Here is a 20314-nt window from a genome sequence, read left to right as displayed (position 1 = left end):
AAAGCGTTTTTTGTAAATATATGAAATTATTTTGAAGGAGAGTTATCATTATGACTCAAGGGAAAATTACTGCATCAGCAGCAATGCTTAACGTATTGAAAACATGGGGCGTAGACACTATCTACGGTATCCCATCAGGAACACTCAGCTCACTTATGGACGCTTTGGCTGAAGACAAAGATATCCGTTTCTTGCAAGTTCGCCACGAAGAAACAGGTGCTCTTGCAGCGGTTATGCAAGCTAAATTTGGCGGATCTATCGGTGTTGCAGTTGGTTCAGGTGGACCTGGTGCAACTCACTTGATCAACGGTGTTTACGATGCAGCTATGGATAACACTCCATTCCTTGCTATCCTTGGATCACGTCCAGTTAACGAATTGAACATGGATGCCTTCCAAGAATTGAACCAAAATCCAATGTACAACGGTATCGCTGTTTACAACAAACGTGTAGCTTATGCAGAGCAATTGCCAAAAGTGATTGACGAAGCTTGCCGTGCTGCCGTTTCTAAAAAAGGTCCAGCTGTCGTTGAAATTCCAGTAAACTTCGGTTTCCAAGAAATCGACGAAAACTCATACTACGGATCAGGTTCTTACGAGCGTTCATTCATCGCTCCTGCTTTGAACGAAGTTGAAATCGACAAAGCTGTTGAAATTTTGAACAATGCTGAACGCCCAGTTATCTACGCTGGTTTCGGTGGTGTTGGTGCTGGTGATGTGATCACTGAATTGTCACGTAAAATCAAAGCCCCAATCATCACAACTGGTAAAAACTTTGAAGCTTTCGAATGGGACTACGAAGGTTTGACAGGTTCTGCTTACCGTGTTGGTTGGAAACCAGCCAACGAAGTAGTCTTTGAAGCAGACACTGTTCTCTTCCTAGGTTCAAACTTCCCATTTGCTGAAGTTTACGAAGCATTCAAAAACACTGAAAAATTCATCCAAGTGGATATCGACCCTTACAAACTTGGTAAACGTCACGCCCTTGACGCTTCAATCCTTGGAGATGCAGGTCAAGCAGCTAAAGCTATCCTTGACAAAGTAAATCCAGTGGAATCTACTCCATGGTGGCGTGCAAACGTGAAAAACAACCAAAACTGGCGCGACTACATGAACAAACTCGAAGGCAAAACTGAGGGTGCGCTTCAATTGTACCAAGTTTACAACGCTATCAACAAATACGCTGACGAAGATGCGATCTTCTCAATCGACGTCGGTGACTCTACTCAAACATCAACTCGTCACCTTCACATGACACCTAAGAACATGTGGCGTACATCTCCACTCTTTGCGACAATGGGTATCGCCCTTCCTGGTGGTATCGCTGCTAAGAAAGACAATCCAGATCGCCAAGTATGGAACATCATGGGTGATGGTGCATTCAACATGTGCTACCCAGACGTGATCACTAACGTTCAATACAACCTTCCAGTTATTAACGTGGTCTTCTCAAATGGTGAATATGCCTTCATCAAGGACAAATACCAAGACACAAACAAACACTTGTTTGGTTGTGACTTCCCTAATGCTGACTATGCGAAAATCGCTGAAGCGCAAGGTGCTGTAGGATTCACTGTAAACCGTATCGAAGATATTGATGCAGTCGTTGCAGAAGCTGTTAAATTGAACAAAGAAGGTAAGACAGTTGTGATCGATGCCCGCATCACACAACACCGTCCACTTCCAGTAGAAGTACTTGAGTTGGATCCAAAACAACACTCAGAAGAAGCAATCAAAGCCTTCAAGGAAAAATACGAAGCTGAAGAGCTTGTACCATTCCGCCTCTTCTTGGAAGAAGAAGGATTGCAATCACGCGCAATTAAATAATTCCTCTCGAGGAACTGAAAAAGATCGGAGTAATCCGGTCTTTTTATGGAGGATAGTAAATGAATTTAAATCAACTAGATATTATCGTTTCAGATGTTCCCCAAGTCTGTGCTAGCTTGGAGCGTATTTTGGATAAAAAAGCCGATTATGTTGACGACAGTTTTGCTCAGTTCACGATTGGCAGTCACTGTCTCATGTTGTCTCAGAATCATTTGGTTCCTTTGGAAAGTTTTCAGTCAGGAATCATTCTACACATTGAAGTTGAAGATTTGGAACAGAATCAAAAGCGTGTGAAAGAATTAGGGATTGAGATTTTACATGGGCCAGTTGTAACTGATTGGGGAACCGAATCCCTGCTAGTAAGTGGCCCTGCTGCTCTAGTGATTGATTTTTATCGTATGAGATAAGACGCTTAGTCATTTGAAGTTAACCATAATGATTCTTAAAAAAGAATGTGCGCATATGAACTATTGAAAGATCGGAGAAATCCGGTCTTTTTCTTTTATCTCTTTTCTGTTAAAATAGATTCATTAGGATATTTGAAGGAGAAAAAATATGCCAACAACTTTCTTTCTATTATTTGGCTTAATGAGTTTAGGCTTTGCTGCCTTCACCTATTTCATGTTCGACTTTTTTATCTTGAGTAATTACAGAAATGCCAAGAGATGCACCGAAAGAACGGAAGGAGTTATTATCCGATATTCCTATGCTCTTTATAACGGAATTAGTCTCCCAGTGGTCGAGTACGCTGTTGATGGGAACCAATACAAGGTTGTCGGGCCGAAATTTCTATCTGCGATTTCAAATACAATCAGTACTCCCTTAGGTTCGATCGTATCTGATGTTAAAATGGATAATTTTGAAGATGGGGAAATTCCTCAGGTGTTAAGATACAAAATTTATAGGAACAGTTTCATCTCTTTAACAAAATCACCTTTAATGGAACGATTTCCAATTGGAGGAAAGGTAACTGTTTATTATGATCCTAAAAAACCAAAACATTCCTATGTAGAAAGACCTTTAAAACCAGGTCGTTATGCATGGTTGACTAAATGTGTTGTCTATCTCCTTGTTTTTATGATGATTGCCATGGCATTCTTTATCGTGTTCATTCTTCCAAATCTTGTCAATTAAGTCTTTCGATATAATAAGAAGTCTATATCGTTACTATTTTTATAAAATCTTCTCCCTACTTTATAAGATAAGAAAAAGAGTTCAATTAGGACTCTTTTTTTGCTATAATGAGGGTGAAAAATTAGACAGGAGATGTAACATGTCAGAACCATTATTTTTAAATTCCGTAATGCAAGAAAAAATCTGGGGTGGTACTAAACTTCGTGATGAGTTTGGCTACGACATTCCAAGCGAAAAAATCGGAGAATATTGGGCAATTTCAGCTCACCCAAATGGTGTTTCTAAGATAGCTAATGGCCGTTTTGAGGGAACTGACCTAGCTACTTTATATGCGGAACACCGTGAGTTATTTGGCAACCGTCCAGAGCCAGTATTTCCACTCTTGACCAAAATCCTTGATGCCAATGACTGGCTCAGTGTTCAAGTCCACCCAGATGATGCTTATGGACTAGAGCATGAAGGCGAACTTGGAAAGACAGAGTGCTGGTATATTATCGCAGCAGACGAAGGTTCAGAGATTATCTATGGCCACAATGCCAAGTCAAAAGAGGAGCTCCGTCAGCAAATCGAAGATAAGAACTGGGATGCCTTGTTAACCAAAGTACCTGTAAAAGCTGGAGATTTCTTCTATGTACCAAGTGGCACCATGCACGCTATCGGTTCAGGTATCTTAATCCTTGAAACGCAACAGTCTAGTGATACAACTTACCGTGTCTATGACTTTGATCGTAAGGACGATAATGGCAACTTGCGCGAGCTCCACCTTGAAAAATCCATCGATGTTTTAAATATCGGTGAGCCTGCTAACAGCCGACCTGTGACTGTTAAAGCAGATGACCTGCGTTCAACTCTTCTTGTGTCTAATGATTTCTTCGCAGTTTACAAGTGGGAAATCACTGGAAAAGTTGACTTTGAAAAGACAGTTGACTACAGCTTGTTTAGTGTCTTGGCTGGTCAAGGGAAACTGACTGTTGATGGAAAAGATTATCCAATCCAAAAAGGTAGCCACTTTATCCTTCCAAGTGATGTTGAAGCTTGGACTTTGGAAGGATCAGATTTAGAATTGATTGTAAGCCATCCATAAAAAGAAAAGACTTGAGATTGATTCTCAAGTCTTTTTTAATGATTACATAAATTGGGCAATAAAAACCACGATGATGATGATTGGTATGATATAACGAAGAAGGAAGAGCCAAACTTTGAAAAGTCCTCGTTTCCAAGGTGTTTCATCTAGATGAAGTTCTTTCATAGCCAGTGCTTTTTTGAAGATATAGCCTGTAAAAAGTGATAAACAGAGGGCACCAAAAGGCATGAGGAGGTTGGATACCAAGAAATCCATGGCGTCAAAGAAGGTCTTTCCAAAGATTTGGACATCTGCCATGACACCGTATGAAAGGGCTGAAGGGATACCAAAGACAAAAGTCAATACCCCTAAAATCATACTCCACTTAGCACGTTTACGATTGTCCTGATTGGTGATGTTACCAACGTTGATCTCAAGCATGACGACTGAAGAAGTTATCGTCGCAAAGAGGAAGAGCAAGAGAAAGAGAATATAAAAAATCGTACCAAAGGGCATATTGTCAAAGAGTTGTGGTAAAACGATAAAGAGGAGACTAGGTCCACCTTCAGACTGGATATTAAAGGATGACATAGCAGGGAAAATCGCAAGTCCTGCCATGATCGATACAGAAATGTTCAAGGCTACGATGGAAATTCCTGATTGGACCATATTGGTCTTCTTGTCCAGGTAGGAAGCGTAGGTCAGCATGGCGGTAACTCCAAGTGATAGAGCAAAGAAAGATTGGCCCAGTGCATAGAGGAGTCCAGTACTTGTCAGTTTTGAAAAGTCCGGTTTGAGGAAGTAAACCACACCTTCCATGGCATTAGGCAAGCTGAGAGAGCGCCCGATAATAATGACAAAGATAATAAAGAGTAGGGGCATCATGACCTTAGATGCTCTTTCAATTCCTTTTTGAACGCCGTGTGAAACAATGAAAATATTCAAGAAGATAAAGGCTGCTTGTGCTCCTAGGGCAATAACTGGATTAGAAATGATGGAAGAGAACTGCTGGGCATAATCTCCAATTCCGATTAGGTGGAATAATCTTCCAATTTCGATACCAAGGTATACCAGAATCCAACCCCCAATAACACTATAAAATGAGAGAAGGATGAAAAGGGCAAAGGCGCCAATCCAACCAATAAAATTGTATTTATGATTGTTTCCAAGCTTACCAAAGGTTTTGATTGCTGATACTCCAGCGCTTCGACCAAGGGCAAATTCAGCCAGTAAGAGAGGAAATCCAATCAAAAGTGTCGAGATGAGAAAGACTAGTAAAAATCCTCCACCACCATTGGCAGCAGTCATGTAAGGGAACTTCCAAACAGCTCCAAGACCAATAGCAGAGCCAGCAGACGCAAGAATGAAGCCCAGTTTCGAGCCCCATTGCGATTTTTCAGACATAGTTAAAACTCCAATCTATTTTCTAAAATAAGAAAAGGCTACTTGAGTTGTCAAATAGCCTTCTCTCAATTGCTCTTTATGAGCTTTTTATTTGATTGATAGACTTGAATATCCTATCATGTTTTCTGAAGTCTGTCAAGAAAGCGATTTTCATGTTTTCATAAGCTTTACATTTGTATTCTTCTATAGTTTTAAAAATAAAAGGATCTAGTATAGATTGACATGGAATGATAAAGAGACAAAAATCGGCAGAGATTACTCCGCCGATTTGTTATTTTAGGTCATAAAGCCAATCGTCACCATCTTTGTAGTAAAAGAACTCACTGAGATCTTCTTCAAGAAAAACACGAAGCATATCAGACATATCCTCGGTAGCAAGTTTCAGATGAGATAGATTTTCAAAATCCTCCCACCAAACATTTCCTTCTTTCGAAGATTGGAGCTCACCAGTAAAGTGTTCTGTTTTGTATAAGAGGACAACATAACGATAGTCCTCGTCATCATACCAATGTTTGATACCACAGAGTTGGGGTTTGGAAATGGTCAGACCAGTTTCTTCCTTCACTTCACGAATGACGGCATCGACAAAGGATTCACCACGTTCAACATGCCCACCAGGAAAAGTAATGCCAGGCCAGTCAGGATTAACTCGGTCTTGAACCAGAACCTTGTCCCCATTTTTAATCATACACATGTTAACAAATTCGACTGATTCTCTTCTGTTCATAGGCTTCTCCTTCGTATGTCTTAATCATAATGTAGACTTCCTGCCACCCATCCGGTGCAGAGGGCAGAAGTGATGTTAAAGCCACCTGTGTGGGCATTGATATCTAGTACCTCGCCAGCAAAGTGAAGTCCAGGAACCAATTTACTTTCCAGTGTTTTAGGATTGATTTCCTTGAGACTAACACCTCCTTTGGTCACAAAGGATTTAGCCAAGGACATCTTACCAGTCACAGGGATTTTGAGGGCCTTGATAGACTGGACAAGTTGATCGCGTTCCTTTTCAGTTAGTTGTTTGACTTTTTCTGGGTATCCTTGCGAGAAGAAATCAGCCAAGCGTTCTGGCAATAAAGATTTCAAGGCATTTTTCAAGGATTTTTCACGGTTTTCTTCTAGAAGATTTACTAAGTCGCCTTCAGAAAGTTGTGGCAAGACATCCAATGAGAGAACCTCTCCACCCTTGACAAAACTAGACATACGAAGAGCAGCGGGACCTGATAAACCAAAGTGAGTAAAGAGGAGGTCATGGGTAATAACATGCTTGCCATAGCTTAGAGTCACATCATCCAGTGAAATCCCCTGCAAGGCTTTATGTGGGAAATCCGTCAATAATGGACTCTCGGCTGCCTCAAGCTCGGTAATAGTATGTTTGAAGTGGCGAGCGATATCGTGGCCAAAACCAGTCGAACCAGTGGAAGGATAGGACTTACCACCTGTTGTGACGATGAGTTTATGACAAGTGAAAGTCTGGTCTGCGGACTTAAGGACAAACTGGTCGTCTATCTTTTTAACAGAAACAATCTCTGTTTGAGTCATGACTTGTCCGCCCAATTCAGAGATTTTCTTTTCTAAAGCTTCGATAATAGTCCGAGATTTGTCGCTAGCAGGAAAGACACGCCCGTGATCCTCTACCTTGAGTTTGACGCCATTTTCCGTAAAAAAGTTGATAATATCATGATTATCAAACTGGGAGAAGACGCTGTAAAGAAAGCGCCCATTTCCAGGAATGCCGGCTAATAGGTCATCCAGGGTTCCGTTGTTAGTGACGTTGCAACGACCACCACCAGTTCCAGCTAATTTTTTTCCAAGTTTTCTATTTTTTTCGATGAGAAGTGTTTTCTGCCCGTAAAAGCTACTGGAAATAGTAGCCATCATTCCAGCAGGACCACCTCCGATGACAATCGTATCAAAATGTTTCATAAAAGTATTGTACCATAAAAAAACAAGAGATGATAAGTCATCCCTTGTTTGATTGATTAACCAATTTCATATCCCATGAGAAGTCCACCTTCTTCTGCATAAAAACTGCAGAGTCCAGAAGTTGGGAGAATTTTAATATTCGCTGCTGGGAATTTTTCACGCAAGAGCTCTGAGAGCTGCTGGCAGAATTTTTCATTACTGCGGTGAGCCATGACGATACGGCCACCGGCATAGCCAGCTTTAATCAACTCTTCATAGGCAGCTTGGAGGGATTTTTTAGCACCACGAGCCTTTTGAAGCAATTCTAAGGTTCCAGTTTCACTTGCTTCCCCAACCATACGGATATTGAGGAGCCCAACAACTGTACCAATAAGCTTACTCAAGCGACCGTTTTTAACCAGGTTATCAACCTTAGCAAGAACGAACAACAACTTCGTTTTTTCTTGGTAAGTAGTAATAACTTCAACCACTTCTTCAAAAGAAAGTCCTTGGTTGATCAAGTCATTGATTTTCTCAACAATTAGGTCAACTTCCCCACCAGCAGACAAACTATCAATAACGTGAATCTGAGTATCAGGGTGTTCTTCGAGATAGATATTCTTAGCTAATTGAGCGCTATTGTGACTACCAGAGAGAGTTCCGGTGATGGTTACTACAAAAATATGTTTGGCACCTTCAAATGCTCGTAAATAATCATCAGGACTAGGGCAAGCTGATTTAGAAGCTTCAGAAGTCGCATACATAGTTTCCATCATCTGATCAATATCCAGATTGGCATCATCGACAAAGACCTGGTCCGCAACTTGAATCGTTAATGGGACACTGACAAATTCAGTATCAAAAGCAGGATTTGCCAGTTGACGATAATCACAACCAGAGTCAGCTATAATCTTCCAAGTCATAGAATTTCTCCATCTTTATCACTTATACATTGACAAAGGTTCTGTCTTTTTTTACAATTATATCATGAAAGCCCTTGAAACAAAAGTAGTACCTCTCTGTTGTCACAAGTAGAAAGAAATTGTTATGTCTGAACGTAAAATATCTGAAAAATCGCTTGAAAATCTTAGAAAGTCCAATCAAGAATCTAATTTGCTAACCAGAGAAGCGATTGAAACAGCACTTTTGCAACTCTTAGAGAAAAAGGAGTTGGCTAAGATTAGCATTTCTGAGTTAGTTAAGCGTGCTGGCGTTTCTCGTGCAGCCTTTTATCGAAACTATGACTCCAAAGAAGAGATTTTAGAAAGCGTCTTTAAACGTAGCGTCCATAATATCATGGAGCAACTAAGTCATTACGATGTCAAGACGGATCTCTATCTGGTTTGGGTTCATCTTTTCCGAGAAGCCAAGAAAGAAGCCAAGGTTATTCAGCTTGCCCTGGACTATCACCTGGAAAAAATCTTTGTGCAAGCCATGCAAGAGTTTCTAGAAAAATACTACGGGAAATCGAAAGGTGTCAGCTCTTACCTGCATTCTTTTTGGAGTTCTGCCATCGTATCCGTTTTGCTAAAATGGATCAAGGATGGAATGAAGGTTCCTGCTGAGAAAATTGCAGATTTACGCTTGCCATTTTTCAAAAAATAAGTTAAGAGGAGAAAAACTATGTCAGAAAAAAGACTGGCTTGGGATGAGTATTTCGCTGCTCAAGCTCTATTGATTGCCAATCGTTCAACCTGTAAACGTGCCAAGGTAGGAGCCGTTTTAGTTAAGGATAACAAGGTTGTTTCAACAGGCTATAATGGCTCTGTATCAGGAACAGAACATTGTATTGACCACGACTGTCTGGTGATTGAGGGCCACTGTGTCCGCACTCTTCATGCAGAGGTAAATGCTATTTTACAAGGGGCAGAACGTGGCGTTCCAAAGGGCTTTACAGCCTACGTTACTCATTTTCCTTGTCTCAACTGTACCAAGCAACTGTTGCAGGTGGGATGTGAACGTGTTGTTTATATCAATCAATACCGTATGGATGACTATGCCCAACATCTTTATCAAGAAAAGGGAACAGAATTAACTCACCTACCACTTGAAACAGTACAAGCAGCTCTCCAAGAGGCTCACCTAATCTAGAAATTATAAAAAATAAATGGTTTAGAAAGCTTTTTAAGCCATTTTTTGATATAATAAGAAGAATAAATTGAAAGAAGGAATTCTGAAAATGGGAAAACTTGAAGTTATTAATCATCCACTGATTCAACACAAATTGTCAATCTTGCGTCGCACTGACACTTCTACAAAAGCTTTTCGTGAGTTAGTTAACGAGATTGCAATGTTGATGGGATATGAAGTACTTCGTGATCTTCCACTTGAAGACGTTGAAATCGAAACACCTATCACAAAAACAGTTCAAAAACAATTGGCTGGTAAAAAATTAGCGATTGTTCCAATCTTACGTGCAGGTATTGGAATGGTTGATGGATTGTTGAGCTTGGTTCCAGCAGCAAAAGTTGGGCACATCGGTATGTATCGTGATGAAGAAACCCTTCAACCAGTAGAATACTTGGTAAAATTACCTGAAGATATCGACCAACGTCAAATCTTTGTGGTTGACCCTATGCTTGCAACTGGTGGTTCAGCAATCTTGGCTGTTGATTCCCTTAAAAAACGTGGGGCTTCAAACATCAAGTTTGTCTGCTTGGTATCTGCTCCTGAAGGAGTAAAAGCTCTCCAAGAAGCTCACCCAGATGTAGAAATCTTTACGGCAGCTTTAGACGAACGTTTGAACGAACATGGCTATATTGTTCCAGGTCTTGGTGACGCAGGAGACCGCTTGTTCGGTACAAAATAAGATTCTAAGCATACACTAAAACTGTTCATTGGTTTTAGTCTCGAAAGGAGGTTGAATTTTTGTGTCTGTCTTTAGAATGGAGCAAAAATTTGACCTTTTTTGACCAAAAAGATATAATAATCCTGTATCGAGTCGTTTGACTAAGAAATATTGAAATCAGAAGGAGAAAAGAATGATTCCTGTAGTTATTGAACAAACAAGTCGTGGAGAACGTTCATATGACATTTACTCACGTCTTTTAAAAGATCGTATCATCATGTTGAATGGACCAGTCGAAGACAATATGGCAAACTCAGTCATCGCCCAATTGCTCTTCTTGGATGCCCAAGATAGTACAAAAGATATTTACCTTTATGTAAATACACCAGGTGGGTCTGTATCAGCTGGTTTGGCAATCGTTGATACCATGAACTTTATCAAGGCAGATGTCCAAACTATCGTTATGGGGATGGCAGCTTCAATGGGAACAATTATTGCCTCAAGTGGAGCAAAAGGCAAACGTTTCATGCTTCCAAATGCAGAGTACATGATTCACCAACCAATGGGTGGTACAGGTGGTGGTACTCAGCAAACAGATATGGCTATCGCTGCTGAACATTTGCTTAAAACTCGTAAGACTTTAGAGCAAATTCTTGCAGATAACTCTGGTAAATCAGTTGAGCAAATACATGCAGATGCTGAACGTGATTACTGGATGAGTGCTCAAGAAACACTTGAATATGGTTTCATTGATGAAATTATGGCTAATAATTCTTTGAGTTAATCTACTAAAGCAAGCTCGACTGAGCTTGTTTTTTTTGATATAATAGAAGGAAGATTGTTAAAAGGAAGTTGAATTATGTTTCAAAAAGAAAATCGGTCTGGTCTGATTATCTACCTATACTATAATCGTGATGCAAAAAAACTGGCAAATTATGGCGATATTTGTTATCACTCAAAAAAACACCGTTATCTACAACTTTATGTTCCAACAGAAGAAGTAGAAGGCCTGGTAGGTCGTTTAGATAAAGAGAAATTTATCAAGAAAGTGAGACGATGTCACATCCAAGAATTAGAAACTCCTTTCGTTGGTAACCTCTATAAAAATACCGAAAACGTTATCATTTAAAAAAAGAGATAAACTTGTTGACAATTTTCTGATAATTCGGTATATTCTTAACATGTAATTTAAATTGAAAATAAAAAGGAGATAAACATGAAGAAAAAATTTGCATTGTCACTTGTAGCTCTTGCAGGTGTAGCTGTTTTAACAGCTTGTGGTGAAGTGAAATCAGGAGCATCGAATGCAACTGGTAACCCAGTAGATGAAAAAGTTATTAAAATTGGTTTCAACTTTGAGGAGACTGGAGCAGTAGCTGCTTACGGTACATCTGAACAAAAGGGTGCTCAACTTGCAGTTGATCAAATCAATGCTGCTGGTGGTGTCGATGGAAAACAAATCGAAGTAGTTGATAAAGATAACAAATCTGAAACTGCTGAAGCTGCTTCTGTTTCAACAAATCTTGTTACTCAATCTAAAGTAGCAGCTATCGTAGGACCTGCGACTTCAGGTGCAACTGCAGCAGCAGTAGCAAATGCTACACAAGCTGGAGTGCCATTGATTTCTCCAAGTGCTACGCAAGATGGTTTGACAAAAGGACAAGACTTCCTATTTATTGGAACATTCCAAGATAGCTACCAAGGGAAAATCATCTCTAACTACGTTTCAAATAAATTGAACGCTAAGAAAGTTGTTTTGTATACTGATAACTCAAGTGACTATGCTAAAGGTGTTGCAAAAGCTTTCCGTGAATCATTTAAAGGTGAAATCGTAGCTGATGAAACATTTGTATCAGGAGATACTGACTTCCAAGCAGCTCTTACAAAAATTAAAGATAAAGAATTTGATGCAATCGTATTACCAGGTTACTACACTGAAGCAGGTAAAATTGTAAACCAAGCTCGTGGTATGGGTATTGACAAACCAATCATTGGTGGTGATGGATTTAATGGTGAAGAGTTTGTTCAACAAGCAACAGCAGAACGCGCATCAAACATTTACTTCATCTCTGGTTTCTCATCAACAGTTGATGTGTCAGATAAGGCGAAAGCTTTCCTTGAAGCATACCGTGCGAAATACAATGAAGAGCCTTCAACTTTTGCAGCTCTTGCTTATGACTCAGTTTACCTTGTAGCTAACGCAGCAAAAGGTGCAAAAACTTCAGTCGATCTCAAGAACAACCTTGCTAAAACACAAAACTTCGAAGGTGTTACAGGTCAAACAAGCTTTGATGCAGATCATAACACTGTGAAAACAGCCTTCATGATGACCATGAATAATGGTAAAGTAGAAGCAGCAGAAGTCGTAAAACCTTAATTTTATAGATATCGTAAATGGGGAATGAGCTTTTACTCACTCCCTGTTTCGGTGTTTATAAAGGGATTATTTTTTTATATAAATCCTAAGAAAAATAATTAGAAAGAGTGAACCATATGCTTCAACAACTTGTCAATGGTTTGATCCTAGGAAGTGTTTATGCGCTGCTAGCCTTGGGTTATACCATGGTTTATGGAATTATCAAACTCATTAACTTTGCCCACGGTGATATCTATATGATGGGTGCTTTCATGGGTTATTTCTTGATTAATGCCCTACAATTAAATTTCTTTTTAGCCTTAATTTTGTCCATGATTGGTTCAGCCATTCTCGGTGTTATCATTGAGTTTCTAGCTTATCGCCCACTGCGTCATTCAACTCGTATCTCTGTACTGATTACAGCTATCGGGGTATCCTTCTTATTGGAATACGGAATGGTCTATCTGGTGGGTGCCAATACACGTGCCTTCCCTCAAGCAATCCAAACTGTACGATACGACTTGGGACCAATTAGTCTTACAAATATCCAATTGTTGATTTTGACTGTCTCAATTGTCTTAATGATTCTTTTGCAACTTATCGTACAAAAAACCAAGATGGGGAAAGCTATGCGTGCTGTATCTGTAGATAGTGATGCTGCTCAGTTGATGGGAATTAACGTGAACCGTACAATCAGCTTTACCTTTGCTTTGGGTTCAGCTTTGGCTGGAGCAGCAGGTGTCTTGATTGCCCTTTATTACAACTCTCTCGAACCATTGATGGGAATGACTCCAGGTATTAAATCTTTCGTTGCTGCCGTTCTTGGTGGTATCGGTATCATCCCTGGTGCAGCTCTTGGAGGTTTTGTAATTGGTCTATTGGAAACTTTTGCAATTGCTTTTGGATTGTCAGATTTCCGTGATGCCATCGTGTATGGAATCTTGCTCTTAATCTTGATTGTTCGTCCAGCTGGTATTCTTGGTAAGAATGTGAAAGAGAAGGTGTAAACAATGAAATTAAATGTAAAAGCTAATATTCTCTGGATATTCCTTTTGTTGCTTGGATATGGTATGATTAGCCTCTTAGTTTCACTTGGTATTTTAAACCTTTTCCATATTCAGATTCTGGAACAAATCGGTATTAATATTATTCTTGCGGTAGGACTTAACCTGATTGTTGGTTTCTCTGGTCAATTTTCACTCGGACATGCTGGATTTATGGCTATTGGTGCTTATGCTGCAGCTATTATCGGTTCAAAATCTCCAACTTATGGTGCTTTCTTTGGAGCTATGCTGCTCGGTGCTATTATTGCTGGTTTGGTTGCCCTCATCGTAGGAATTCCTACCCTCCGATTGAAGGGGGACTATCTTGCAGTTGCGACACTTGGTGTTGCTGAGATTATTCGTATCTTGATTGTCAATGGTGGTAGCCTAACTAATGGAGCAGCAGGTATTTTAGGGATTCCAAGCTTCACTAACTGGCAAATGGTATATATCTTTGCCGTGATTACAACTATTTTAACACTGAACTTTTTACGAAGTCCAATCGGTCGTTTAACCTTGTCTGTTCGTGAAGATGAAATTGCGGCTGAGTCAGTAGGGGTCAATACAACAAAAATCAAAATTATTGCTTTTGTATTTGGAGCTATGACTGCAAGTATTGCAGGATCACTCCAAGCAGGATTTGTCGGTTCAGTTGTACCAAAAGATTATAGTTTTATCAACTCTATCAACGTTTTAATCATCGTTGTATTTGGTGGTTTGGGATCAATCACAGGATCAATTGTCGCGGCCATTGTTCTTGGAATTTTGAACATGTTACTCCAAGACGTTGCTAGCGTTCGTATGATTATCTATGCTTTGGCTTTGGTACTTGTTATGATTTTCAGACCAGGTGGACTCCTTGGTACATGGGAATTGAGCCTATCACGTCTCTTTAAAAAAGGTAAGAAGGAGGGACAAAACTAATGGCATTACTTGAAGTAAAAAACTTAACCAAACATTTTGGTGGTTTGACGGCTGTTGGAGATGTAACTCTCGAATTGAATGAAGGTGAACTTGTTGGCTTGATTGGACCAAATGGAGCGGGGAAAACAACTCTTTTCAACTTGCTGACAGGAGTTTATGAACCGAGTGAAGGAACTGTTACTTTGGATGGGCACCTACTAAATGGAAAGCAACCTTATAAAATCGCATCCCTTGGTTTAGGGCGTACCTTCCAAAATATTCGTCTTTTTAAAGACTTAACTGTTTTAGACAATGTTCTCATTGCATTTAGCAATCATCATAAACAACATGTATTTGCTAGTTTCTTACGCTTACCAGCTTTTTACAAGAATGAAAAAGAATTGAAAGCTAAAGCCTTAGAATTACTAAAAATCTTTGATTTGGATGGAGATGCTGAAACTTTAGCAAAAAACCTAGCTTATGGTCAACAACGTCGTTTGGAGATTGTTCGTGCTCTTGCTACAGAGCCTAAAATTCTTTTCTTGGATGAGCCTGCAGCTGGTATGAATCCACAAGAAACGGCAGAATTGACTGAGTTGATTCGTCGTATCAAAGATGAATTTAACATTACCATCATGCTGATTGAACATGATATGAACTTGGTCATGGAGGTCACAGAGCGTATCTATGTTCTTGAGTATGGTCGTTTGATTGCTCATGGAACACCAGATGAAATCAAGAACAATAAACGTGTTATCGAAGCTTATCTTGGAGGTGAAGCCTAATGTCTATGTTAAAAGTTGAAAACCTCTCAGTACACTATGGTATGATTCAAGCTGTACGTGATGTGAGCTTTGAAGTCAATGAAGGAGAAGTTGTTTCTCTTATCGGTGCTAACGGTGCTGGTAAAACAACCATCCTTCGTACTCTATCAGGACTTGTTCGTCCAAGTTCTGGTCGAATTGAATTTTTGGGTCAAGAAATCCAAAAGATGCCTGCACAGAAGATTGTGGCTTCAGGACTTTCTCAAGTACCAGAAGGTCGTCATGTCTTCCCTGGTTTGACAGTTATGGAAAACTTGGAGATGGGAGCTTTTCTTAAGAAAAATCGTGAAGAGAACCAAGCTAATTTGAAGAAGGTATTTTCACGTTTCCCACGTTTGGAAGAACGTAAAAATCAAGATGCGGCTACCCTATCTGGTGGTGAACAGCAGATGCTTGCCATGGGGCGTGCACTTATGTCGACACCAAAACTTCTTCTTTTGGATGAGCCATCAATGGGACTGGCACCAATTTTCATTCAAGAAATTTTTGATATCATCCAAGATATTCAAAAACAAGGGACAACCGTTCTTTTGATTGAACAAAATGCCAATAAAGCACTTGCCATCGCAGATCGAGGATATGTACTTGAAACAGGTAAGATTGTTCTTTCAGGAACAGGTAAAGAACTCGCAGCTTCAGACGAAGTCAGAAAAGCATATCTAGGTGGCTAAAAAGGTCCGGGGGACCTTTTTAGTCGGTAGATAAGGATTACGTAAGTAATTATCCAATCCAGTGGATTGTTTTAGTCGGCGGATAAGGATTGCGTAGTAATCTTCGTATAATCTGGGAGACTAGTTTAGGTTGCGGATAAGGATTGCGCAAGCAATCCACATTATTCCGGGGGACCTTTTTAGTCGGCGGATAGAGATTGCAAAGCAACCATAGAATCCACATAAGTAAATGATTAAGAGCTCTTAGGTGGAGCTCTTTTTCGTAAAGTTCACCAGATTTTTCTGAATCTTGAAAAAGAGATGAAAGCGTTTGATAGCTTTCCGTAAAAAGTGTATAATAAAACTATAAACATAAAGGAGATTTCCTATGGCAGTTAAAGATTTTATGACTCGTAAGGTCGTTTATATTAGTCCTGATACAACTGTTGCGCATGCAGCAGATTTAATGCGTGAACAAGGCTTGCACCGTCTTCCTGTTATTGAAAATGATAAATTAGTAGGATTGGTGACAGAAGGAACAATTGCTGAAGCTAGTCCATCAAAAGCAACTAGTCTTTCAATCTTTGAGATGAACTACTTGCTTAACAAGACAAAGGTAAAAGATGTCATGATTCGTGATGTTGTTACTGTTTCAGGATATGCTAGTTTGGAAGATGCAACCTATCTCATGTTGAAAAATAAGATTGGTATCTTACCAGTTGTTGATAACGGTCAATTGTATGGCGTTATAACAGATCGAGATGTATTCGGAGCCTTTCTTGAAATTGCTGGTTATGGTGAAGAGGGAATCCGTGTTCGTTTTATCACAGAAAATGAAGTTGGGGTACTCGGTAAGATTGTTTCTTTAATCGTTGAGGAAAATCTTAATATTTCTCATACTGTTAATATTCCACGTAAAGATGGTAAGATTGTTATCGAAGTCCAAATTGAGGGAACGGTTGATCTTAGTTCCTTGAAGAAGAAATTTGAAGAAGAGAATATTTTCGTAGATGAAATTACCAAAACTGCAGCAAAAAAACTCTAAAAAATAAACTATCATTGTTTTATACTTGCGAAAAAAATTTTTTTCTAGTATAATAGTTTATTGTGAGCAAACCTCACTTACCCCATGCAAAGACTTGGGGTCATTAGACCAAAAGGAGGAACATATCAATGGCTAAATACGAAATTCTTTATATCATTCGTCCAAACATTGAAGAAGAAGCGAAAAACGCTTTGGTAGCACGTTTTGACTCTATCTTGACTGACAACGGTGCAACTGTTGTTGAATCAAAAGATTGGGAAAAACGTCGTCTTGCATACGAAATCCAAGATTTCCGTGAAGGACTTTACCACATCGTTAACGTTGAAGCAAACGATGACGCAGCTCTTAAAGAGTTTGACCGTTTGTCAAAAATCAACGCTGACATTCTTCGTCACATGATCGTCAAACTTGACGCGTAAGAAGGTAGATTATGATTAACAATGTTGTACTTGTAGGGCGTATGGTACGTGACGCTGAGTTGCGTTATACCCCATCAAATGTAGCAGTAGCTACTTTTACTCTTGCAGTAAACCGTACATTTAAGAGTCAAAATGGTGAACGTGAAGCTGATTTTATCAATGTCGTCATGTGGCGCCAACAGGCTGAAAACCTTGCTAACTGGGCTAAAAAAGGCTCACTTATTGGGGTGACAGGTCGTATCCAGACTCGTAGTTACGATAACCAGCAAGGACAACGTGTCTACGTGACTGAAGTCGTAGCTGAGAATTTCCAAATGTTGGAAAGCCGTAGCGTACGTGAAGGTCAAACTGGTGGAACTCATTCTGCACCAAGTTCAAACTATTCAGCACCTACACAATCAGCACCTGACTTTTCACGTGATGAAAATCCATTTGGAACAACAAATCCATTGGATATTTCAGACGATGATTTACCATTCTAATGGACAATTAATACTATAAAGGAGAGAAAAACATGGCTCAACAACGTCGTGGCGGATTCAAACGCCGTAAAAAAGTTGATTACATCGCAGCAAACAAAATTGAATATGTTGATTACAAAGATACTGAGCTTCTTAGCCGTTTCGTTTCAGAACGTGGGAAAATCCTTCCACGTCGTGTAACTGGAACTTCAGCTAAAAACCAACGTAAAGTAACAACAGCTATCAAACGCGCTCGCGTAATGGCTTTGATGCCTTTCGTAAACGAAGATTAAAGAAAAGACCCTTATGGGTCTTTTTTTCAGGACCGGGTGGACCTCTTTTTCATGAGCTTGAAAATAAGAAAGCGAATTAAGACCCCAACGAGTCTTTTTTTAGGTCCAGGGGACCTCTTTTTCATGAGTTCAGCGAGTCAAGGCCCGGCTGTTTCCTTTTTTTCTCTATAAAGGTGCTATAATGATAGTAGGAATTTTTAAAGGAGTATCTTATGAAGGGAAACGCTATTATTAGAAAAATGATTGAATCGGATATCCAACACCTGTCCCAAAGTTTTATCAATCAGGGTTGGCCTGGTAGAGAGGATAATTTAACTCGATACTTTAAGGAGCAAGAAAGTGGGGAGAGAGAAGTCTTAGTTGCAGAGGTTGAGAGTGCTGTAGCGGGCTACATTACCATTTTGCCTTCTGCTAAACATGGTCCTTTTGCAGAAATCTATCCAGAATTATCAGATTTCAATGTCTTTGAGCTTTTTCAAAATCAAGGTATTGGAAATCTCTTGATGGAAGAAGCGGAAAAACGAGTTAAACTCGTATCGGATAAGGTTACGCTTGGTGTTGGGCTCCACTCAGGTTATGGACCTGCTCAGAGATTGTACATCAAACGAGGTTATATTCCAGATGGGACAGGTGTCTGGTATCGAAATCAACCCTTGGAAATGAATGCAACTAGCCAAAATAATGATGATTTGGTTTTGTATCTAGTAAAGGAATTCGGATAAGAGAAAAGGACTTTATTGGAGATGTGGGATTTGCCTACTTTATGGTATAATGGAAAGAGTGAATTAAAGGAGGTCTTACAATGGATGCCAAGTTAAGATACAAGGCTAAGAAGATTAAGATTATCTTTTTTGATATAGATGATACTTTACGAAATTCAAAGACTGGCTTTATTCCAAGCACTATTCCAACAGTGTTTCAACAATTACGCGAGAAGGGAATCTTGACAGGAATTGCGACTGGTCGAGGTATTTTCGGCGTCGTACCAGAGATTAAAGCCCTCAAACCTGATTTCTTTGTAACCTTGAATGGTGCTTATATTGAGGACAAAAAGGGTAATGTCATATATAGTAATAAAATTGCTAGAGATAAGGTTGAAGAGTATATTGCTTGGACTAAGGAAGTTGGGATTGACTACGGTTTGGTCGGTAGTCATGAGGCTAAACTATCTAGACGAACAGAAATGATTAGCCAGGCTATTGATCCAATTTATCCTGATTTAGAGGTGGACCCTGATTTTTACCAAAAAGAAGATATTTATCAGATGTGGACCTTTGAGGATCAGGGAGATGACTTGACGTTGCCTGAAAGTTTAGCATCGACTTTACGTATGGTACGCTGGCATGAACATTCATCAGATGTTGTGTCAATTTCCGGTTCAAAAGCTGCTGGAGTTGCCAAGGTGGTAGACCAATTAGGTTTAAAACCTGAAATCGTTATGGTTTTTGGGGACGGTCTTAACGATTTTGAACTCTTTGATTATGCTGGCATTAGTGTTGCTATGGGAATTTCTCATGATAAAATCAAAGAAAAAGCAGATTATATTACAAAAACATTAGAAGAAGATGGCATTTTTGATGCCTTAGAAGGATTTGGTATGGTAGAAAAAGAATTACATTTTCCACAAGTAGACATTGAAGCAGTAGATGGTCCAATTGCGACTATTAAGACAAATCATGGAGATATGCGCATCAAGCTTTTCCCTGATCACGCACCAAAAACAGTAGCCAACTTTATTGCTCTTTCAAAAGATGGTTACTATGACGGTGTCATTTTCCATCGTATTATTAAAGACTTTATGATTCAAGGTGGAGACCCAACTGGTACTGGTATGGGTGGCGAGTCTATCTATGGTGAGTCATTTGAAGATGAATTTTCAGAAGAGCTTTACAATGTTCGCGGAGCTCTTTCTATGGCAAATGCTGGACCAAATACAAATGGTAGCCAGTTCTTTATCGTGCAAAATCAACACTTGCCTTATTCTAAGAAAGAAATTGCTCGTGGTGGCTGGCCAGAACCAATTGCGGAAATTTATGCTGAACAAGGTGGGACTCCTCACCTAGACCGCCGTCACACAGTATTCGGTCAACTTGCGGATGAAGCTTCTTATGAAGTTCTGGATGCAATTGCAGGTGTAGAAACAGGTGCAATGGACAAGCCAGTTGACGACGTAGTCATTGAAACTATTGAAATTGAGGACTAA

The 20314-nt window shown here is 39.6% G+C and carries 22 protein-coding genes and 2 pseudogenes; 20 read left to right on the top strand and 4 right to left on the bottom strand.

From position 1 onward, the window contains the following. The first annotated feature begins 50 nt into the window (after positions 1-50). The 4 genes from spxB to manA all read left to right on the top strand — a co-directional run bounded on the left by spxB (position 51) and on the right by manA (position 4044). The gene (gene spxB / locus ACXYSK_RS04480) at positions 51-1826 is read left to right on the top strand and encodes a pyruvate oxidase (protein WP_254726262.1); all 1776 of its coding nucleotides are present in this window, start codon (positions 51-53) and stop codon (positions 1824-1826) included. A gap of 59 nt (positions 1827-1885) precedes the next feature. Then, positions 1886-2233, top strand: a complete 348-nt coding sequence (locus ACXYSK_RS04475; RefSeq protein ID WP_458625189.1) for a VOC family protein — start codon at positions 1886-1888, stop codon at positions 2231-2233. 148 nt (positions 2234-2381) lie between these two features. Further along, the gene (locus tag ACXYSK_RS04470) at positions 2382-2960 is read left to right on the top strand and encodes a DUF3592 domain-containing protein (RefSeq protein ID WP_458625188.1); all 579 of its coding nucleotides are present in this window, start codon (positions 2382-2384) and stop codon (positions 2958-2960) included. 139 nt (positions 2961-3099) lie between these two features. Continuing rightward, entirely contained in the window at positions 3100-4044 is a 945-nt protein-coding gene (gene manA, locus ACXYSK_RS04465; protein WP_458625187.1) for a mannose-6-phosphate isomerase, class I, read from the top strand. Positions 4045-4086: 42 nt separating this feature from the next. Here manA and ACXYSK_RS04460 read toward each other — a convergent pair. The 4 genes and pseudogenes from ACXYSK_RS04460 to ACXYSK_RS04445 form a co-directional block, all read right to left on the bottom strand. Then, positions 4087-5481, bottom strand: a pseudogene (locus ACXYSK_RS04460) (sodium-dependent transporter). Positions 5482-5698: 217 nt separating this feature from the next. Next, positions 5699-6154 (bottom strand): NUDIX domain-containing protein, encoded by a 456-nt coding sequence (locus ACXYSK_RS04455; RefSeq protein WP_458625186.1) that lies wholly within the window; start codon positions 6152-6154, stop codon positions 5699-5701. A 20-nt stretch (positions 6155-6174) separates the two neighbouring features. Continuing rightward, entirely contained in the window at positions 6175-7350 is a 1176-nt protein-coding gene (locus ACXYSK_RS04450) for a BaiN/RdsA family NAD(P)/FAD-dependent oxidoreductase (RefSeq protein WP_458625185.1), read from the bottom strand. Positions 7351-7406: 56 nt separating this feature from the next. Next, positions 7407-8252 carry a DegV family protein gene (locus ACXYSK_RS04445; protein WP_458625184.1) on the bottom strand — a complete coding sequence of 282 codons (846 nt, stop codon included), beginning with the start codon at positions 8250-8252 and terminating at the stop codon, positions 7407-7409. A 124-nt stretch (positions 8253-8376) separates the two neighbouring features. On the opposite strand from ACXYSK_RS04445, the gene ACXYSK_RS04440 reads away from it, so the two are divergent. From ACXYSK_RS04440 to ACXYSK_RS04365, 16 genes and pseudogenes are all read left to right on the top strand, one after another. Continuing rightward, positions 8377-8934, top strand: coding sequence for a TetR/AcrR family transcriptional regulator (locus tag ACXYSK_RS04440; RefSeq protein WP_004252362.1), 558 nt, complete (start codon positions 8377-8379; stop codon positions 8932-8934). An 18-nt stretch (positions 8935-8952) separates the two neighbouring features. Further along, the gene (locus ACXYSK_RS04435) at positions 8953-9420 is read left to right on the top strand and encodes a deoxycytidylate deaminase (RefSeq protein WP_254726250.1); all 468 of its coding nucleotides are present in this window, start codon (positions 8953-8955) and stop codon (positions 9418-9420) included. 88 nt (positions 9421-9508) lie between these two features. Then, positions 9509-10138 (top strand): uracil phosphoribosyltransferase, encoded by a 630-nt coding sequence (upp, locus tag ACXYSK_RS04430; RefSeq protein WP_006150334.1) that lies wholly within the window; start codon positions 9509-9511, stop codon positions 10136-10138. 169 nt (positions 10139-10307) lie between these two features. Further along, positions 10308-10901 (top strand): annotated as a pseudogene (locus ACXYSK_RS04425) (ATP-dependent Clp protease proteolytic subunit); the annotation flags it as partial. A gap of 75 nt (positions 10902-10976) precedes the next feature. Beyond that, positions 10977-11246, top strand: a complete 270-nt coding sequence (locus tag ACXYSK_RS04420; RefSeq protein WP_458625183.1) for a YlbG family protein — start codon at positions 10977-10979, stop codon at positions 11244-11246. An 87-nt stretch (positions 11247-11333) separates the two neighbouring features. Then, a complete protein-coding gene (locus ACXYSK_RS04415; RefSeq protein WP_458625182.1) occupies positions 11334-12494 on the top strand; it encodes an ABC transporter substrate-binding protein in 1161 nt (386 codons plus the stop codon). A 116-nt stretch (positions 12495-12610) separates the two neighbouring features. Continuing rightward, entirely contained in the window at positions 12611-13480 is an 870-nt protein-coding gene (locus tag ACXYSK_RS04410; RefSeq protein WP_458625181.1) for a branched-chain amino acid ABC transporter permease, read from the top strand. A gap of 3 nt (positions 13481-13483) precedes the next feature. Continuing rightward, positions 13484-14440, top strand: coding sequence for a branched-chain amino acid ABC transporter permease (locus ACXYSK_RS04405; RefSeq protein ID WP_458625180.1), 957 nt, complete (start codon positions 13484-13486; stop codon positions 14438-14440). Beyond that, positions 14440-15204, top strand: a complete 765-nt coding sequence (locus ACXYSK_RS04400; protein WP_049509414.1) for an ABC transporter ATP-binding protein — start codon at positions 14440-14442, stop codon at positions 15202-15204. Before ACXYSK_RS04405 ends, ACXYSK_RS04400 begins: the two co-directional genes overlap by 1 nt. Continuing rightward, the gene (locus tag ACXYSK_RS04395; RefSeq protein ID WP_000062228.1) at positions 15204-15914 is read left to right on the top strand and encodes an ABC transporter ATP-binding protein; all 711 of its coding nucleotides are present in this window, start codon (positions 15204-15206) and stop codon (positions 15912-15914) included. The genes ACXYSK_RS04400 and ACXYSK_RS04395 overlap by 1 nt, the downstream gene beginning before the upstream one ends. Positions 15915-16281: 367 nt before the next feature. After that, positions 16282-16938, top strand: a complete 657-nt coding sequence (locus ACXYSK_RS04390) for a CBS domain-containing protein (RefSeq protein WP_178895253.1) — start codon at positions 16282-16284, stop codon at positions 16936-16938. A gap of 128 nt (positions 16939-17066) precedes the next feature. After that, positions 17067-17357 (top strand): 30S ribosomal protein S6, encoded by a 291-nt coding sequence (gene rpsF / locus ACXYSK_RS04385; RefSeq protein WP_002896497.1) that lies wholly within the window; start codon positions 17067-17069, stop codon positions 17355-17357. Positions 17358-17368: 11 nt separating this feature from the next. Continuing rightward, positions 17369-17839 (top strand): single-stranded DNA-binding protein, encoded by a 471-nt coding sequence (locus ACXYSK_RS04380; RefSeq protein WP_458625179.1) that lies wholly within the window; start codon positions 17369-17371, stop codon positions 17837-17839. A gap of 32 nt (positions 17840-17871) precedes the next feature. Continuing rightward, positions 17872-18111 carry a 30S ribosomal protein S18 gene (gene rpsR / locus ACXYSK_RS04375; protein ID WP_000068664.1) on the top strand — a complete coding sequence of 80 codons (240 nt, stop codon included), beginning with the start codon at positions 17872-17874 and terminating at the stop codon, positions 18109-18111. Positions 18112-18323: 212 nt separating this feature from the next. Beyond that, complete coding sequence (locus ACXYSK_RS04370) at positions 18324-18833, top strand: GNAT family N-acetyltransferase (protein ID WP_458625178.1); 510 nt, start codon at positions 18324-18326, stop codon at positions 18831-18833. An 80-nt stretch (positions 18834-18913) separates the two neighbouring features. Next, entirely contained in the window at positions 18914-20314 is a 1401-nt protein-coding gene (locus tag ACXYSK_RS04365; RefSeq protein ID WP_458625177.1) for a Cof-type HAD-IIB family hydrolase, read from the top strand.

Source organism: Streptococcus sp. V919, from assembly GCF_054353475.1.
Note: the sequence above shows the minus strand (reverse complement) of the source record. Positions and strands in the feature narration are given on the sequence as shown.

Excerpts from the sequence above, each read along its gene's own strand:
- spxB (WP_254726262.1), top strand. The coding sequence starts at position 51 with ATGACTCAAGGGAAAATTACTGCATCAGCAGCAATGCTTAACGTATTG.
- ACXYSK_RS04475 (WP_458625189.1), top strand. The coding sequence starts at position 1,886 with ATGAATTTAAATCAACTAGATATTATCGTTTCAGATGTTCCCCAAGTC.
- ACXYSK_RS04470 (WP_458625188.1), top strand. The coding sequence starts at position 2,382 with ATGCCAACAACTTTCTTTCTATTATTTGGCTTAATGAGTTTAGGCTTT.
- manA (WP_458625187.1), top strand. The coding sequence starts at position 3,100 with ATGTCAGAACCATTATTTTTAAATTCCGTAATGCAAGAAAAAATCTGG.
- ACXYSK_RS04455 (WP_458625186.1), bottom strand. The coding sequence starts at position 6,154 with ATGAACAGAAGAGAATCAGTCGAATTTGTTAACATGTGTATGATTAAA.
- ACXYSK_RS04450 (WP_458625185.1), bottom strand. The coding sequence starts at position 7,350 with ATGAAACATTTTGATACGATTGTCATCGGAGGTGGTCCTGCTGGAATG.
- ACXYSK_RS04445 (WP_458625184.1), bottom strand. The coding sequence starts at position 8,252 with ATGACTTGGAAGATTATAGCTGACTCTGGTTGTGATTATCGTCAACTG.
- ACXYSK_RS04440 (WP_004252362.1), top strand. The coding sequence starts at position 8,377 with ATGTCTGAACGTAAAATATCTGAAAAATCGCTTGAAAATCTTAGAAAG.
- ACXYSK_RS04435 (WP_254726250.1), top strand. The coding sequence starts at position 8,953 with ATGTCAGAAAAAAGACTGGCTTGGGATGAGTATTTCGCTGCTCAAGCT.
- upp (WP_006150334.1), top strand. The coding sequence starts at position 9,509 with ATGGGAAAACTTGAAGTTATTAATCATCCACTGATTCAACACAAATTG.
- ACXYSK_RS04420 (WP_458625183.1), top strand. The coding sequence starts at position 10,977 with ATGTTTCAAAAAGAAAATCGGTCTGGTCTGATTATCTACCTATACTAT.
- ACXYSK_RS04415 (WP_458625182.1), top strand. The coding sequence starts at position 11,334 with ATGAAGAAAAAATTTGCATTGTCACTTGTAGCTCTTGCAGGTGTAGCT.
- ACXYSK_RS04410 (WP_458625181.1), top strand. The coding sequence starts at position 12,611 with ATGCTTCAACAACTTGTCAATGGTTTGATCCTAGGAAGTGTTTATGCG.
- ACXYSK_RS04405 (WP_458625180.1), top strand. The coding sequence starts at position 13,484 with ATGAAATTAAATGTAAAAGCTAATATTCTCTGGATATTCCTTTTGTTG.
- ACXYSK_RS04400 (WP_049509414.1), top strand. The coding sequence starts at position 14,440 with ATGGCATTACTTGAAGTAAAAAACTTAACCAAACATTTTGGTGGTTTG.
- ACXYSK_RS04395 (WP_000062228.1), top strand. The coding sequence starts at position 15,204 with ATGTCTATGTTAAAAGTTGAAAACCTCTCAGTACACTATGGTATGATT.
- ACXYSK_RS04390 (WP_178895253.1), top strand. The coding sequence starts at position 16,282 with ATGGCAGTTAAAGATTTTATGACTCGTAAGGTCGTTTATATTAGTCCT.
- rpsF (WP_002896497.1), top strand. The coding sequence starts at position 17,067 with ATGGCTAAATACGAAATTCTTTATATCATTCGTCCAAACATTGAAGAA.
- ACXYSK_RS04380 (WP_458625179.1), top strand. The coding sequence starts at position 17,369 with ATGATTAACAATGTTGTACTTGTAGGGCGTATGGTACGTGACGCTGAG.
- rpsR (WP_000068664.1), top strand. The coding sequence starts at position 17,872 with ATGGCTCAACAACGTCGTGGCGGATTCAAACGCCGTAAAAAAGTTGAT.
- ACXYSK_RS04370 (WP_458625178.1), top strand. The coding sequence starts at position 18,324 with ATGAAGGGAAACGCTATTATTAGAAAAATGATTGAATCGGATATCCAA.
- ACXYSK_RS04365 (WP_458625177.1), top strand. The coding sequence starts at position 18,914 with ATGGATGCCAAGTTAAGATACAAGGCTAAGAAGATTAAGATTATCTTT.